The sequence below is a fragment of the Bradyrhizobium sp. F1.4.3 genome, from assembly GCF_040548375.1.
Taxonomy (GTDB): domain Bacteria; phylum Pseudomonadota; class Alphaproteobacteria; order Rhizobiales; family Xanthobacteraceae; genus Bradyrhizobium.
The window spans coordinates 948,154-963,499 of sequence record NZ_JBEPRN010000002.1 but is presented as its reverse complement, the minus strand read 5'-3'; the positions used below and the strand labels follow the sequence as shown (position 1 = coordinate 963,499).

Below are 15,346 nucleotides of genomic sequence, written 5' to 3'. Positions count from 1 at the left end.
CAAACGGAACGAATTAACGCATTCGCCTACCGCTGTGATTTCGCTCCGCGGTGGTCCGCTCAGTCACCTCCAAGGTCGTGGATTTCCGGTCGCATGCCCTCACGCGTGACTTCGAGCGTCGCTAGCGTGATCGGCAGCTTGAAGCGCCGCGGTCCCGCGCTGCCGGGATTCAGGTAGAGAACGCCACCGACCGTGTCGATCTTCGGCACGTGGGTATGCCCGGAGACGATGACGTCGATGCCGGCGCCAAGATCGGTCTGCAGCGTGTTCAGGTCATGCAGAACGTAGATCGACTTTCCCGCCAGGCGCACGAGTTTCGTGTCGGGATATTGGTGGGCCCACTCGCCGCTGTCCACGTTTCCGCGGACGGCCGTGACGGGCGCGATCCGGCGAAGCGCGTCGACGATCTCGGGGCGCCCTATGTCGCCGGCATGGATGATGTGATTGACACCCGTCAGGCCTCGTTCCGCCTGGGGCCTCAAGCGGCCGTGCGTGTCCGAAATGATTCCGATCCTGAACGTCATTTCCCGTCGCTCTCCGCCGCGATCGCCAAAAGACGATCGAGAAGTTCTACCTGAGCAGACAGCATCTTGGTCCGTGCGAACTCGATATCAAACCATTCCGCGCGGTCGACTTCAGGAAAGCTCTGCCGTCGACCGCTTCGGGGCGGCCATTCGATATCGAAGGTGTTGCTGGTCAGCGCCGCCGGTTCAAAATGGCCCTCGCCGGCGAATGCGATAACGCGCTTGCCTCCTCGCTGTCGAATCTCCCCAGCGTCCGGAGTGGACCAATCGAAGCACTCGGGCCGAGTTCCTCAGCAAATTCGCGCCGGGCGACGTGCTCCGGAGCATCCGCGGCATCGATTTCGCACTTGGGAATGGACCAAGCGCCATCATCCTTCTTGCGCCAGAACGGACCGCCGGGATGAACGAGCAGAACCTCGAGCCCGCGAGCGCCCTTGCGGTAGGCGAGAATGCCCGCACTCAACATTGATCTCCGGGAAGTTTTTTTCAGCTCAGCCATATCGCTCCCTGCCGCGGACGACGAAGCAACAGCCGTCTGGCGTCACTGGATGCTTAACGACACGCTAGGCTGACTTCCGCTGCGGTCTGGCCGCTGGCTTCTTCGTAGCCTCCTTGGCCGGTTTCTTGCCGGCGATCGGCATCAGCATTTCCTTCTGCCCGGCCGCCGCCTTGCGCGCCTTCTTGGCCGGCTTCTTCGGCGCCTCTGTCGCTGCCGACGTGTCTCTTCCGATGCTCTTGCGCAGTGCGTCCATCAGATCGACCACGTTCTCGCCGCGGGGTCGCGCTTTCGCGGTGATGGGTTTGCCGGCGCGCTTCTGGTTGATGAGCTCGATGAGAGCGGTTTCGTACTGATCTTCGAACTTGTCCGGCTCGAAATGGCCCGCCTTCTGATTGACGATATGCCTGGCGAGATCGAGCATGTCCTTGGTGACTTTGACGTCCTGGATGTCGTCGAAATACTCATCCGCGGAACGGACTTCGTAGGGATAACGCAGCAGCGTCCCCATCAGCCCCTTGTCGAGCGGCTCGAGCGCCATGATGTGTTCGCGATTGGTCAGCACCACCCGACCAATCGCGACCTTGTTCATCTCACGGATGGTTTCGCGGATGACGGCGAAGGCATCGTGCCCAACTTTGCCGTCGGGGCGCAGATAATAAGGACGGATGAGATATCTCGGATCGATCTCGCTACGGTCAACGAACTCGTCGATCTCGATGGTCCGCGTCGACTCCAGCGCGACGTTCTCGAGCTCCTCCTTCGTCACCTCGATGAAGGTGTCGGTGTCGACCTTGTAACCCTTGACGATGTCCTCGTTGTCGACCTCCTCGCCGGTATCTGCGTCGACCTTGGCGTATTTGATGCGATGGCCGGTCTTCCGGTTGAGCTGGTTGAATGAGACCTTTTCGGATTCCGACGTGGCCGGATAGAGCGCGACCGGACAGGTGACGAGGGAAAGACGCAGGAAGCCTTTCCAGTTAGCGCGCGGGGCCATGGCGGGGAACTCCGATACTGATGCCGGATTCAAGACGATCCACCCAGCTTGGTTCCGACATCGCGTCCCTTCCCCCCGGATGATTTTTCTTGACGCGGGCCGGAGCGGACTCGACTTTTGTTCTCTTTATGTTCTACTTCGAAAATGACCGATCGACCCGCGAGCTGGCGCATGCCGACCCCAAAGCAGATGGAAAAGCTGGCCGCTGAAGCCGCCCGCGGGGCGAGACCCTCCGCTGCGGGTCCGGATGCGCCGCTCCCGGCCGAATATTGGGAATCGGTCCTCAAAGACCCTCGCGCCGGCGCGACCGGGGCCCAGATGCGGCAGCGACGTCTGTCGGAGCTTCAGCGTCACGTGCTGCGCGTCTCCTGCCGCCGCTGCGAACGGACCGTGGAAATCCAGACCGTCGATGCAGTCCGACTATATGGCGGCAACGCGGTCTGGAAGGACGTCGCGCAGCGGCTGCTCGACAACACCTGCCAGCAACGCACCGGCAGGCATGAAGAAGACGGGTGCTGGCCTGCGTTCGAGACGCCGTAGCCCGCTCTGGATTGCCGATCCGATCTCTTTGCGCCTGGATGTCCGGATGGCCTCGAAGTATCACCCCACGCCTCTGTCGGGCGGCGATCGCAAGGCTCTGGCGAAGGAGCTCGGCAAGGCGCGGGCAATGGCCAACATCCTGGCCGCCCAATCGGCCGAGATGCGGGCCAAAGGTGAGGCTATGATCCAGCAGGCCGACAGACTTCTTTGCGAAAGCTGGAACGAGCGGATGTGGAGCGACGGCAACCGGGGTCGCACGGTGACGCTGAAGGTGAAGTTCAACGACTTCGAGACCATCACGCGCAGCAGATCCGTACCCGTCGCCGTTTCGAGCCACAGCCACCTGAAACGCCTATCAGTCGCTCTGCTGCAGAACGAGATGCCGGTCCCCAAGCCGGTCAGGCTTCTGGGCGTGTCCTTGTCGGCGCTGCAGAGTGACGACCGGGCAGAGTCGCAACTAGGGTTCCCGATTTGACTGAGGGCTTTCTATGAACGCCAGCCGGCCAGGACGGGATCGGCTTCGACAAATATCGACGTCGCCGGTCAGGTCGCCCATCCGCCGCAGCGAAAAGCTTCGCGAGCCGGATCCAAAGATATCGAGGACGGTGCAGGAAAATGCGTATGAACAGGCCTAGGCCTTCCGCTTGAGCCGATGCATTGGCCTCGGCTATCTTCGCAGCCTGCGTGTTAGGGTGACGCCATAGAGGACAAAGATCATGACCGAAGCCACTCCGCCGGCCGACGAAATTCCCGCGGTCGAGATCTACAAGCAGCACTATGCTCACTTCGGGCGCATGAATGACCTGATATACAAGCTCCCCACGCTCTATTCGGCTCTTATCGGAGCGTTGTGGTTCTTCGCCTATTCCGCCAAGAGCGATACTCTGATTGCGTTAGGCGTTTTTGTCTTTGCCGCGGTAATCTGCGCCCATTCGATCTACATTACGAACCGCTTTCGAACAGCGTTCAATCTATACGTCGATCGTATTAACGCGTTCGACCGACAATACGCCGTCACCATTAGGCCGGCATCGGGCGGACCCAGCCAACTCTCCACCTTGGGTGCTTTCGTTAGAGTGCTCTGGGTCGCGTTTGCCTTATCGATCGCCGGCGCGATCTATCTGTTGGCTCCGGCATTGCGTAAGCTCACGTGCTAGGATTCCCCGGCGGAAGTGGGAGCCTCAATCGGAGAGGCGAACACTGGTCGCCGCGAAATGACCTCTATACCGCGGGTTTTGGGGCCGCCTCGACCGCGGGTCCCACCGCGGCTGCATGCTCCGCGGTCGCAGCTATGATTGCTTCCGGCTGCTGATCCCTGATGACGAGCAATATTCCGGCATTCTTCAGCTCGTTTCCTGCAAGCGTTTTCAACTCTGCCGGATTTCGCGCTATCAAGCCGACGATCTCCTCGATGGGCTTCCCATCCGCGTCCTTGGCCGCGCCGGGTACCTTCAACGGCGAGAGCCCTCCCTTCGCCGTCGCCGCCGGCGCCTTCAATCCGCGCTGCAGATGCGACCGGAAGGACGACGACGCGACCAAACGCTTCAGGGTCTCCCTCGATCGTTCACTGACGTCCTCGGGCTTGATCTTCGGTATGGCGCTCAAGATCTCGTCCACGGATCGTTCGGTGAGAACAAGCCACGTGAGATCGCTCTCCTTGTCCCGACCGGTTATGCAGACCCCGCCGTCCGCGGTCGTCGCCGGAAGATCGAGCTGTTGGACGTTGCCGGCAAGATCGGTCGTATAGAGACTTATCTCAACCGGAAAGGTGAACGGCATTTTGCTTACGAGTCCGACCCGGCCCATTTCGGCGAGCATCTGCTGTTGCAGTTCGAGCGCATTGCTTTCCCTCAGGCGCAGCATCGTCGCGTAGCTGCTACCGGGCGCCAGCAGCGCCGTGAGTTCGGCTCGATTGAGCATGCGTTGGTCGTCGAGCTCCCATTGTATCGACATGCGCGGCTGGTGCTCGAGTTGGACGATGGGCGTGGTCGCCCCCTTCGACTTGTAGGTCCAACTCCTGTGGTCCAGCATCTTGAGCGCTCCTCCGACCAGTAGAACGCGCCGCTTTTCCGGACTGCGGACGAGGTCGCACGCAGGCGTGAGGACTACGAGGACATCGGGTTGGTCCGCGGGCGCATTGGCCGACGGCGTGTCGAGTCTTGACCGACGCACGAGCACGTCTCCGAAGCTTACTGGCATTCCGGCGGTGTTTGCCGTCACCTTTAGCCGCTCAGGATTCTGCCACAGCATCCGAACGACCAGATTCTGAAGATCTGACGAGCCCTCGATGTAGGGGGCTGGATACTTGTTCGGATCGATGCCGTTGAGCGCTTGAGCCGCTGCGATCGTCGGCTTGTGGCCCTCAATCTCGTGCTGAAGCACCCGATCGAAGACGTCGAGCATGTAGCTTCCCAGCGGCTGCCCCTCGGCGTCGAGCAGCAGATCTCGGATTTTGCTGTAGTCCGACAGGTCCAGCCGCCTTATCAGCCTCATGAATTCACTGCCGGCGCCCGTCAGGCCCTTCTCCCAAGCGGCAAGGAACGCGGCGACGCGGACGGCATCCGCGTGGTGCGTCGCGAGACGTTCGAGAACAGTCTCGACGGTGGAGCCCGCGATCAGGTCCTGCTTCTGGTAGACCCGAAACAGGGCACCGACCATTTTCGCGTCGTCTCGAAATCTCTCCTTTTTGTCCTTCAGCCGGGTGCTTCGGGACATCAGGACGACGGCTGGAGGGTTGCTTTCACGTCCTGCGATCAGACTGCGCAACCGCTCGATCGACTTCTCGACGTCGAAGTCCTGCTGGGAGGCACCGAGAAAGAGATCCGCGAAAATGATCCTGCAAACTTTGGCGTCGTCGGCGCCGGCGCGTCCCACCGTTCGCACGTCCAGGCCGGCCGCGGAAAGCCTCGCCTGCAGCTTACCCAGGAAATCGAGGTCCGAGGTTCGATCGCGTTCATAGCCTCCGAACAGGGTCTTCCACAGGTCTTCGCGCAATTCGCCCTTCAGCCCGTACATTGCCTGGACAAATTCGTCGGATTCACGGAGCGCGACAGCATCCATCGACTTGTATGCGGGAAACGCTTTCTCGACGATTTCAAGTTCGGAATTTACGTCTGCGATGAAGATGCTCCAGGCGTCCGGCTCCATGGAGAGATCCGCCGCCACGGGGACGGAATCGAAGGCGTCGTCGACGATCAGCGCGGATTTGAAGCCGGCGCTTTCCAGGACATCTTTTATCATCGCACGACCGCGGAGTCAGGGAGTTCGAGAATGAATTCGTGGAGCCGACCGGTCTGCCGGTCGGCTTTCTCCGACAGCATCAGTTTTCCCTTCAGATCCTCGGCATTCGAGGCCGCGATGAACAATCCGAGGCCGCGACGCTTCGATTTTTCCTTGAGCGACCAATATGCGCGGAAGACGCGCTCGCGGTGATCCGGTGCGATTCCGCGGCCATTGTCTGAGAAACGGATGGTGAGAGGGTCGGCTTCGATGCGGACGGTAATCGCGGGGCGGTAGGAGGCCTCGCGATCGGCGCGAATCTTCATCCAGTAGATGGAATTCGCGAGCAGATTCTCGAGGATCTGAACCACCATTCCCTTGACCAGTTTGACCTTCAGCGGCCCCTTGGGCGCCTTGATGTCCATGTTGACATGGTGCCGAGCGAACTGTGCTGAGTGACCGTCCTTGAGGTCCTCGACCAGGCGAACGAGATCAAAAGTCTCCGAGCGTTGCCGGCCGGGCACGCTCGCTTCGTCGAGGACGCGCAGTCGTTTCGAAATGCTCTTGATTTCGGCGCGCAATGTGTCGAGCCGCGCCTTCACTTCTTGTGGAATGTCCTTGCCGCGCAAGCCCTCCAAAGAAGCGAGGGCGCTCTCGGTGGATCGCGCGAGTTCATGCGCGACCATCTCGACGAGCAGTCCTACGCCCGCCATCTGCACCATCTGTCTACTGTCCGCCTCGATCTCCTCAATGCGCTTCTGGGCATTCGTCGAGAGTTCGTGGAACTCGCGGAGAGCGTGCTCGAGGTCGGTGAACGTCTCCATCTCGTTGCGGGGAACGTGCTTGCGCAGCTTGCCCAACGCCGCCTTGGCGCGGCTCTCTAGTCCACCGATCTCCTTGCCGATGTCGGCCAGATGTTCCGTTCGCTTGCGATAGCGCAGGTCGACGTCCTTGAAGAAGCTCCACAACCGCTCGGCTACCGCATCATGCAGGACTTCTTCGAACACCTTCGATTCAGGCGTCTCGCGCAGGCCTTCGCGATTAGTCTGGTCGACAAGCATTGGGTTTCCGGCGCGCGAGATTCTGACGTGGCCGATGAATTGATTCTTATTCAGTACGTAGCCGGTGCGACCAAGGGCGACGGCGTCGAGGCCCAGCCAATCGTCTTCCGCTTCGCCGTATGGAAAGACCCGGAAGCCGTCCCGGAACAACATGATGCTGGACCACTTCTTGACGAGGGACCTGACGGCGGCCTGATTTCCGATCGAGTCGATACGCGCCAGGTAGCGCCGATTGAACCAGTAGATCTCGAAATCGAAATCGCCGACGGTGGTCAGCGCGGTCTCAGGCAGTTGGTTGTCGCTGCCGGCCAGGAGACCTTCCAAATCCGGCCTCGTGAGAACGAGCGCATCCGTCTCGCGCGGATGCTCGAAATTGCCGAGTTTAGTCGCGACCATGCGAAGATCGAGCTTGGGCTCCCCCGCCTTGACCGTGTAGGTTCCGACGAGGCTGGCATGTGCGTTCTCGATCAGCGCCGGATCGAGCCAAGGAATGGCGATGCGCTCGTCGTTCCAAAACAGTCCGATACGCGGTCTCGACTTTGGGTCGAGAAATGGATCGGCCAGCCTCGCGAATTCGTAGTCGGCGAATTGCCGGACGCGCTTTTCCGTCCAGTCCTCGAGCAGGCCGCCCAGCACCAATCTCGTTCCATGTGCCCTTTCGTTGGCCTTGCGCGATCCCTTGCGCGGGACGATCTTAATGTCCTCGATCATCAAGTCGAGATCATCGAAAGCGCGCCAATCGATCTCGAGCAGATTCCAGTGCGGATCCTCCGCGCGTGCGGTCTCCATTCTCAGCAGATGTGCGAGCCTCATGGCGGACAGGCGGCCGATCCCCTTTTCTCCTAGAGGCGTCTTCGATCCGCCCTGCCTCAATATCTGCTCCACCTCGCGTTTTCGGGCGGGTGTCCCCAGCGTGAGGAAATTATTGGTGATCTCGGGAATCGACATGCCGCTTCCGGCATCGGAGACTTCTATGGTGTTGTGTTCGTCGTAACACGCGTCGAGGCGCACCAGGAAGTCTTCCAAGTCGGTGGCGCCTTCGATGGCGGCCGCGAACTTGGAAACCGTCTCTTCGCCTACCGCAGGGTCGATCTTCCCTGTTGTCCTCAAGACCAGATCGGAAAGCTGCTCCGCTCGCTCCGCCTTCGATGCCTTGGTGCTCAAGGAATTCAAGGCGTCGCCACGCAAGCGCAAATAGGCGTTTCTGCGCATCGCGATGCGGAAACGAATGTCCGCACCGCTCTTCGAGCCGGCATCGAAAGCATTCTTTATGAGTTCATAGAATGCGATGATGTCCGAACTGATCAGTTCGGATCCCAATTCGAGGACGGCACGGGCATTGACGCGAAAATTCAAAAAATCCCCCTCAGAACGGTCCGGCGCGAATTGCGCCGTCTTCGTTTCAACTCGACCCCGATCACCCCAAAACGCGCCCGTAGCGAAGCACTTCGCCCGTCGGTTCCATTCTATATCGGTCCGGGAAGTAATACTGCAGCCACGCGGCCAGAATTTCCCACATCTCGTCCGTCGCGTATGGCGCGGCGCCACCTGCGGAGGCTATCAGTTCGACGGCTCGCCCGGCGTCCAGCCCGGTTTCGGCCTCGCGCTCGATGAGACGAACCAGCGGCATCTGGTTTAGGGCGCCCGACATCACGCGGTAGAACTGGACTTCGCTCAGTCCGGAGCCGACCTCCAGGCATGCGATGTCCGCACGCGCGGCCTCGAAGGACGATTCCACCATCCTGCGGCGCGTGTTCACCGGATCGGAGTACACGTCCCATAGCTTTTCGGGCGATGGACAGGTCGGCAGCCACGACGCCGCGAGACCGCCTATCTCGGCGGCGAGCGGCCGGGGATCGAATCCAGATTTCACCAGCAGATCGACCTGTTGCCTGATCTCGTCCCTGTACCGCGCGTTTGCCGGCATCGACGTCGACAGTAGCGTCCGCTCGAGAGTGCGAAGGTCCTTGTCCGGGCCGTCCGCCGTTCGCAGTATTTCGATGTTCGAAGGAGCCCGCCATCCTAGGGCTCTTCCGGTCAGGTTGGCCGAACCTAGCCTGTAGGTCTGATCGAACCGGTAGAGCTTGGCGTGCAGCATGCCGTTCAGCAGCAGCCGTGCACCCGGGCGGGCCGAAACGAGATCGAATACTTCGAGATCGCTCACTCCGGCCGCGACCTCGGCCGGGATCCATCTCGTCACCACGTCCACGCGGACGTCCTGGGGCAGTTCGGCGAATATGCGCTCGATGACCTCCGCCTTGATGAACGGCGCGATAAGGCAGGCATCGGCGCGCGCCGTGCGTGCGGCCTCGAGAAGCATTTCACCCAATGCCAACGCTCAGTCCCCGCTCTCGTCAGTCAGGAAGTCTCGCGCCATCCGGCCCCAGTCCTGGCGCATCCGCCGGATCCTCTCGCGATTGGGCACGTCTTCGAGCTCCTGCCGGGCCCACGCTGCGAACAGCATCTTGATGGTGTCCGAAGCGTTCACGATGCGGTTGACCAGATCCTTCTCGGTGGCCTGGGTCGTATCCGCGTCGAGCGTCTTGATCAGAAGATCGTAGGCCGGGTGCGACCTGTTGAAGACGATCTCGGTTACGCCACCGGGTTTCGATTCCACCGCGAAGAAGGCATCCATGTCGCTGGCCGTCTCGACGAAGATCACCTTGCGTCGGCGAAGCAGCACCGCCGCCGCGATTTCCTTCGCGACGTCCTCCTCGTACTTCTTCTCCTTGACGAGATCCTCGACAAGTTTATCCTGCGCCGCGTCGTTGAATACTTCGGCGTCGCTTGGAGCCGTATGGCCGGCGTCGGCACGCTCCTTGAACTTTGTTGATGCCCTGTCTTCGACGTTCGTGTCGTCGTGCCGCTTGCCCGGGCCGCGTCGGCCTTTGCCCTGATCCGCGATCGCGTTGCGCAGGGTCGAAAGCGTCTTCTCGATGTATCGCACGATTTCGATCAGCGGGACCCGATGATCGCCTTCCTCGGTGAGGCGCCTCTTGAACTCGACGTACGATTCGTTCGGTTCGGCTTCCGTCTGCCATTCGAAATTGACCATGTGCGAGAAGGTCGTCGCCGCCTGCTTGTTGTTGGTGACGCCGAAGATCTCGTCGAGCTCGGGCGGAAATTCGACTTCGAGGCCCCACCAGCGTTCGCGCGGATCGTAGCTGTTGGTCCAGGATGGATCGAGGTCGAGCTCTCGGCCCGCGCGCACGATCGACACGCCGATGTTCTTGGCGGCGTGCTTACCGTAGTCCTTGCTGCCTCGATCGGTGCCGTCCGCGGGCAGGGTGGCGGGCGTGGCCCAAGACGCCCTGACGTAGACAACATGGGTCTTGCCTCCGAATTCGATGTGGAATTCCTCGTCCCGCTCGCCGAACGTCTGGAACATCGGAGTCGCGTCAAAGGGCGCGGGAGTTACTGAAGGCGCGCTCAGGTACAGCGGATCGTTGACCTGCGCATCCTGCTCCTTCACGACTTGCCCGCCTTCGGCTGCGCACAGCCGCAAGCGCAGCGATCCGTCTGCGATGAACTTGCGGTAGATGCGTCCCACGAGCATCCCGGTGTTTTCCAGGGTATGCTTCGCACCCTTCCAGGTCAGCCTTTCCTCGTCGAACTTGCTCCAGACGACGAGCGTGCCGGTGGTTCCAAGCCCAACCGACAGGGCGCGCCACTCGGACGGTACGGGATCCAAGACGGGCTCCGGAATCATCTGCATGCTGCCCGCCTCGATCTCGTCAACGTCGAGATAGCAGCGCACGGCGTTCGCCGGTCCGCGCTGCCAGGTCCACACGTCGACCCGTCTCCCCTGCGAGATCGAGGCGTTCGGGAGCCCGATCCCGAAACGCCCTATTCCCGAGCGATCGTCGAGATGGGTCCCGTATCCGAACTGCAGCGCGTGCCGCAGCAGATCGGGCGGCATGCCCGAGCCATTGTCGAGGACGCCGATGCTTTTCACACGCCTGCGCCGTCGTTCGCCGACCTGGATCATCTCTTCGTTGCAGATCAGCTCGACGACGGACGCGGTCGCCTGCACCGAATTGTCGATGAGCTCGGCGAGCGCATACGCCGTGTTGCGGTATCCGCTGTCGCGCATCGCCTTGATGGCGAGCTCTGCCGGGATGATGTAGCTGTCCTTAGGAAGTTGCCTCGCTCCGACCGCCATTGCCCCACACGTCCTCCCAATTCACGAAAGCGTCAGCCACGCTTCCGAAGCCCGACAGATCGGTATCCACCACCGTCACGATCTCGGCCGTCGCGTTTCCGCCCGCTGCCGGACCCCGGATGGCCCTTCCGACCATCTGGCTGTACAGGACGAGCGATTTGGTCGGTCTGGCGATGACAGCCGCGCTCGTGTTGGGCGCGTCGAATCCGGTCGTGAGCACACCGTAGTTGCACACGACCTGCGGCTCAACTCCGTTGCCCTTGAACCTGCGTAGTATACGCTCCCGGGAATTGCGGTCCGTCGAGGCCGTGACGACGTGGGATTCGGTGCCCCGGAGCGTCAGAATCGACGACAGCAGATGAGCGTGGCCGACGGAGGCGGCGAAAACGATGATGCGGCGGTGCCGGGTCGCAAGGTCTTCTATCGCATTGAGAACCTGGACGTTTCGGCGGTCGTTTTCGCCCAGACCCGTGATTTCGTCCGTATCGCCGGCAGTGATCCGTTTTCCGTCGCCTGCGCCCGCCTCGGCCTCCAGCACCCGGAAGGTCGGGCGGGCGAGGAAGCCCCTATCGATGAGGAAGTCGACGGCGTTTTCGTAACCCTCCGCCTCGATCGTGATCTTCCTGTTGTCGAAGAATGCCGACAGCTCCGCATCCTTGGCGATGTCCGACCATGTGCGGCCCGGAGTTGCCGTCAAACCCAGAAGGGCGTTGCCGGGTCTTTTGTCCGAGATGAACGAGGTCAGGGACCCGTAGGTGGGAGCGACCGCCTGGTGTGCTTCGTCGACCACCGTCAGCGTCGCGCGGTCGCCAAGGCGCAGGATCATGTTCGGATCCCTGCGGTAGAGCGCGTACAGTTTGGCGAACCCGGCGACGAGCACGCCGGTTCGGGCTTGCGAGAGGTCGGGTTCGTAGTCCCCCCAGTAGCGGTACACGTTCGCGGCGGAACGGCCGCGCGAAGACCATGCCCTCTCGAATTCGGAGGCCGCCTGCTCGAGAAGTTCGGAGCTCTGGGCAAGCCAGACCACCAGCCTATCGCCGGCGCGATTGTGCCATTCGCACACTAGGTGCATCGCGGTCCTGGTCTTGCCCGCGCCCGTCGGCATGTGGACGAGAGCCTTGTGGGGGTGCTCCCGGAGAGCGTCACGGGCCCGGTCGGCCACCGACAATTGGTGCGCGAACAGCGGATATGCGGGCTTGACCGTCCGCTCGGCGGATTCCTCTCCGCCGGGCGCGCGCTCGGGAACGGCGACACCGAAGAATTCGAGCAGACGATTGTCCGATCCGTTCTTCCGGAGGAAGTCGGACAGCCGGTCGAAAACGCGGTTTCCCGTGACACCGAGCGCCAGCTTTTCGGCAAGCTCCGTCGCCTTCGCGACCGGCAGCATCGCGATCAGTCGGTCACGCGACTCTGGATCGCGGAGCATTTGCCACGGCTCGGCCGAGCGCAAGGCCAGAACGACCAGATTGTCCTTCGTGAGCAACTCCGGGTTCAAGATGGCGAGGACGCCCAAGAGCGCTTCGCCCACGAAGTCCCGCAGGGCGGCTTCAGGCGCCCGTTCCAGCAGCTCTCTGATCGAAATGCCCGGGACGGAGATCATCCTTGTGCTTCACTTATGGCAGACGACGCAGGAACCCGCGTCCGCATAGAGTTCTTCGATCTCGGGCGGAGCGTTCGGGCGGAGGGGATTGGGTCGCACCGATTTCCGCAGCTTGTCGACCCGCCTCTCGTGGTCCGCGCGGATCTCCGCGACGCGTTCGGGTCTTATGAGCTCGGCCAGCGATTCCCCTTCGCTCCACGTGAACGGCGATCCATTCTTTAGCGCGGTCTTTTCGTAGGCCTGCGCCTCTTCGAACCGGTCCGGGTGCCGTTCGTTCAACCGGACCCATTCGATCTTCTGCTGGAAGAAGCAGAATGTGCATCCGCTGCGGGAGCGCCATTCGTAGTATTCGGGCAATCCAAGCCCGGAGCCCTCGAGGATCTCCATGACGCCGGACTTCGCGATTCCCGCCTCCTTGAACGGCAGCTTCACGACGAGGTTGTCGAAGGTGGAGGTGTATCCGTCGCGGAAGTTCTCGTCCGCCCTGATGGCGACGTAGCTCACGACCTTCGTTCCTGCATCGAGCATCGGTCTGACCCACGCTTCGAACGGTCTGATCTTCAGCATGCGGGTGCACCAGCGCGTGCGCACCGAAGGCAGGAAGCTCTTGTAGCGTTTGAGCCAGAAGTCGAAGTCCCGGTCCGGATTCAGACGGACGATCTGCTTTCCCAGGATTCCTTCCAACCGGTCGAGAAAGACGTAGACCTCGGGCAGTTCCTTGCCGGTGTCCGTGAAGAAGTATTCCATCTCGATCTCGGGATGGAATTGCCGCATGTAGACGGCGAGCGCCGCGCTATCGCGCCCTCCCGACAATCCCAGCACGTGCCGTTCGGTCATGCCTTCGCTCCCACCTTCGGCGCCGCGGTCGGGCGGTCCGACGGCTCGTCCATGTAGCGCGAGCTGATCTCGGCAAGTGCCGCGAGTATGACGTTCTTCCGCTGCTTGGAGGCCGACTTCATGGCCTGCTCGACGGTGGCGATGACGTCACGCACCGCCTGCGCGTCGTGATCGGATATAGCGAACTCGTGCGAGCGGGCGTCGCGCCTGTCGCCCATGCCCACCACGACGGCCATCGCATGCCGCTTCGGCTTGCGCCCGTTCACGATCGCCAGCGCCTCCAGCCGGACGAAACGCTGCGCGAAGGCCACGATCTCGACCCGCGCCCGATCCAGGTCGGCATCGCTCCAATCCTTGGCGGGCTTGTGCGCGGCGAGGCTGGCGATGCTTTCGATGTCGACCTTGTCGTCCAGCGGACGGGATAGCCGCAGCACAAACGCGTCGAGATCGAAATCGCCCGATATCTGTTGGACGTTCTCCGCCCGGTCGCGCAGGACTGCGGCGGGATCCGATACGCCGTCCATGTCGAGCTCGCGCAGCATGAGCGCCAGCAGTTCGTCCAGCATGCTTCTGTAGCGACTCTTGAGGACGCGGACGGTCGAACCGATGCGCGCGACCGCCTCCCGGACGCGTTTGCTGTCGGTCGTACCGTCATCTCCCATGAACAGCTTCGGAAGGTCGTCGAACAGAAGCGTGTTCGGATCCGAAGCGTGACGGAGGATGTCGCGGGTAGACAGCACTTCGGCGTCGAGTCGCACCGTGCGCTTCGTCCACGGCTCCAACGCCTCGAACGTTGCGACCAGCGCGCGGGCGACGTCCAGCGGAGAATTCGACAGCGCGGCCTCCGCTTCGTCGAATTCGGCCAGAACGTCGCGCACACCTTCCAGGAGCTTGCGTCCGGAAGCAGAGATTTCCAGCCAGCGGACCTGGATGTCTCCCGGATCGTTGATCAGGAGGTCGGCGTCGTAGTCGGTCCACTGGGGCTGGAAGACCTCCTGCCTGTAGTAGGCCAGGTGGTCCCGGCGCGACAGCGCGTACGCAAGGCCCAGCACCGCGTGGACACCGTCCTTGATGCCGAAAGGCGGATCGCGCCAGAAGTTGAAGATCTCGTTGAGCGGCACGACGCGTTTGGAGTGCTTGCGCAGGAAGTCGTCGGTGGCGTTCCACAACGGTGCCAGTCCGGCGGGGTCGACGTCGTCGGTGCCGGGTATTACGTACTTCCATTTCCTTCCGACCCGCCTGTAGAGCTCCGTTTTCTCCAACAGCGAGATGAACAATCCCGCCTCCGCGGGCAAGCCGGTCATGCCGAGCCGCTCGATCCCCTCGCTCGCCACCATTGCCTTCAACAGCACGTTCTTGGCCGTGTTGGCGTTCGATGACGGCGAGACCCTGATCAGAAGCTCGTTGAAGAGCTTCGGCGCCGCACCATATCTGGTGTCGGCGAGATTGGATGCGAGCGAACTGAGATCGGCCGCAGTCAGCGCCTTGTTCGCCACGCCCCTGCGCACCCACGATGCGGAGTCCAGCACCAGCCGAAGCACGTTTTCGAGCTGGTTTTGCGCGGACGAGAGCCGGGCCATGACTTCGCGCTTCGCGACGGGATCGCCGTGGAGTTCGGGTCGCTCTTCGCCTATACGCTCGAGTGCAAGCGCTTCCTTCGCGGCGTCCAGGACCATTGCGGCATTGGGCGACACCCCGATCAGGATGTCCCGGTCGCTCGACAACGCTTCGCGCGCGGTGGCCAGGACTTCCTCCACGGTTTCGTTCGCCGTCGGGATAGGCAGGAGCAACAGCCCCATCGCGCCCTTGCCGACCTTGTACCGCTCGACGCGGCTCTTGAGTTCGGACGCCGGGAGGACGTCGAGGTCGAACCAACGCAGGGATCCTGTTTCGTGATAGTGACGCTTGGC

The 15,346-nt window shown here is 61.9% G+C and carries 11 protein-coding genes and 1 pseudogene; 3 read left to right on the top strand and 9 right to left on the bottom strand.

Annotated elements, in window-relative coordinates; translation table 11 throughout:
• Window positions 1-59 precede the first annotated feature (59 nt).
• From ABIB73_RS11965 to ku, 3 genes and pseudogenes are all read right to left on the bottom strand, one after another.
• Window positions 60-524: a metallophosphoesterase family protein gene (locus ABIB73_RS11965; RefSeq protein WP_354224192.1), complete on the bottom strand. Its 465-nt coding sequence runs from the start codon at window positions 522-524 to the stop codon at window positions 60-62.
• Window positions 521-1,023: pseudogene (locus tag ABIB73_RS11960) on the bottom strand (NUDIX hydrolase). Before ABIB73_RS11960 ends, ABIB73_RS11965 begins: the two are co-directional and overlap by 4 nt.
• A 64-nt stretch (window positions 1,024-1,087) precedes the next feature.
• Complete coding sequence (gene ku / locus ABIB73_RS11955) at window positions 1,088-2,017, bottom strand: non-homologous end joining protein Ku (RefSeq protein ID WP_354224190.1); 930 nt, start codon at window positions 2,015-2,017, stop codon at window positions 1,088-1,090.
• A 144-nt stretch (window positions 2,018-2,161) separates the two neighbouring features.
• Between ku and ABIB73_RS11950 the strand changes: the two genes are divergently transcribed.
• From ABIB73_RS11950 to ABIB73_RS11940, 3 genes are all read left to right on the top strand, one after another.
• Entirely contained in the window at window positions 2,162-2,557 is a 396-nt protein-coding gene (locus tag ABIB73_RS11950) for a hypothetical protein (RefSeq protein WP_354224188.1), read from the top strand.
• Window positions 2,558-2,603: 46 nt separating this feature from the next.
• A complete protein-coding gene (locus tag ABIB73_RS11945; RefSeq protein WP_354224186.1) occupies window positions 2,604-3,032 on the top strand; it encodes a DinB/UmuC family translesion DNA polymerase in 429 nt (142 codons plus the stop codon).
• A 241-nt stretch (window positions 3,033-3,273) separates the two neighbouring features.
• A complete protein-coding gene (locus tag ABIB73_RS11940) occupies window positions 3,274-3,714 on the top strand; it encodes a hypothetical protein (RefSeq protein WP_354224184.1) in 441 nt (146 codons plus the stop codon).
• 64 nt (window positions 3,715-3,778) lie between these two features.
• Here the strand turns inward: ABIB73_RS11940 and ABIB73_RS11935 are convergent, their stop codons facing one another.
• The 6 genes from ABIB73_RS11935 to ABIB73_RS11910 form a co-directional block, all read right to left on the bottom strand.
• A complete protein-coding gene (locus tag ABIB73_RS11935; RefSeq protein WP_354224182.1) occupies window positions 3,779-5,797 on the bottom strand; it encodes a hypothetical protein in 2,019 nt (672 codons plus the stop codon).
• Window positions 5,794-8,193: a sensor histidine kinase gene (locus tag ABIB73_RS11930; protein ID WP_354224180.1), complete on the bottom strand. Its 2,400-nt coding sequence runs from the start codon at window positions 8,191-8,193 to the stop codon at window positions 5,794-5,796. Before ABIB73_RS11930 ends, ABIB73_RS11935 begins: the two co-directional genes overlap by 4 nt.
• Window positions 8,194-8,254: 61 nt before the next feature.
• Window positions 8,255-9,172: a phospholipase D family protein gene (locus ABIB73_RS11925; protein WP_354224178.1), complete on the bottom strand. Its 918-nt coding sequence runs from the start codon at window positions 9,170-9,172 to the stop codon at window positions 8,255-8,257.
• A 3-nt stretch (window positions 9,173-9,175) separates the two neighbouring features.
• Window positions 9,176-10,999, bottom strand: coding sequence for an ATP-binding protein (locus tag ABIB73_RS11920; protein WP_354224176.1), 1,824 nt, complete (start codon window positions 10,997-10,999; stop codon window positions 9,176-9,178).
• The gene (locus ABIB73_RS11915; RefSeq protein WP_354224174.1) at window positions 10,971-12,599 is read right to left on the bottom strand and encodes a DEAD/DEAH box helicase; all 1,629 of its coding nucleotides are present in this window, start codon (window positions 12,597-12,599) and stop codon (window positions 10,971-10,973) included. The genes ABIB73_RS11920 and ABIB73_RS11915 overlap by 29 nt, the downstream gene beginning before the upstream one ends.
• 9 nt (window positions 12,600-12,608) lie before the next feature.
• Window positions 12,609-13,436 (bottom strand): phosphoadenosine phosphosulfate reductase domain-containing protein, encoded by an 828-nt coding sequence (locus ABIB73_RS11910; RefSeq protein ID WP_354224172.1) that lies wholly within the window; start codon window positions 13,434-13,436, stop codon window positions 12,609-12,611.
• Between the last annotated feature and the right edge of the window lie 1,910 nt (window positions 13,437-15,346).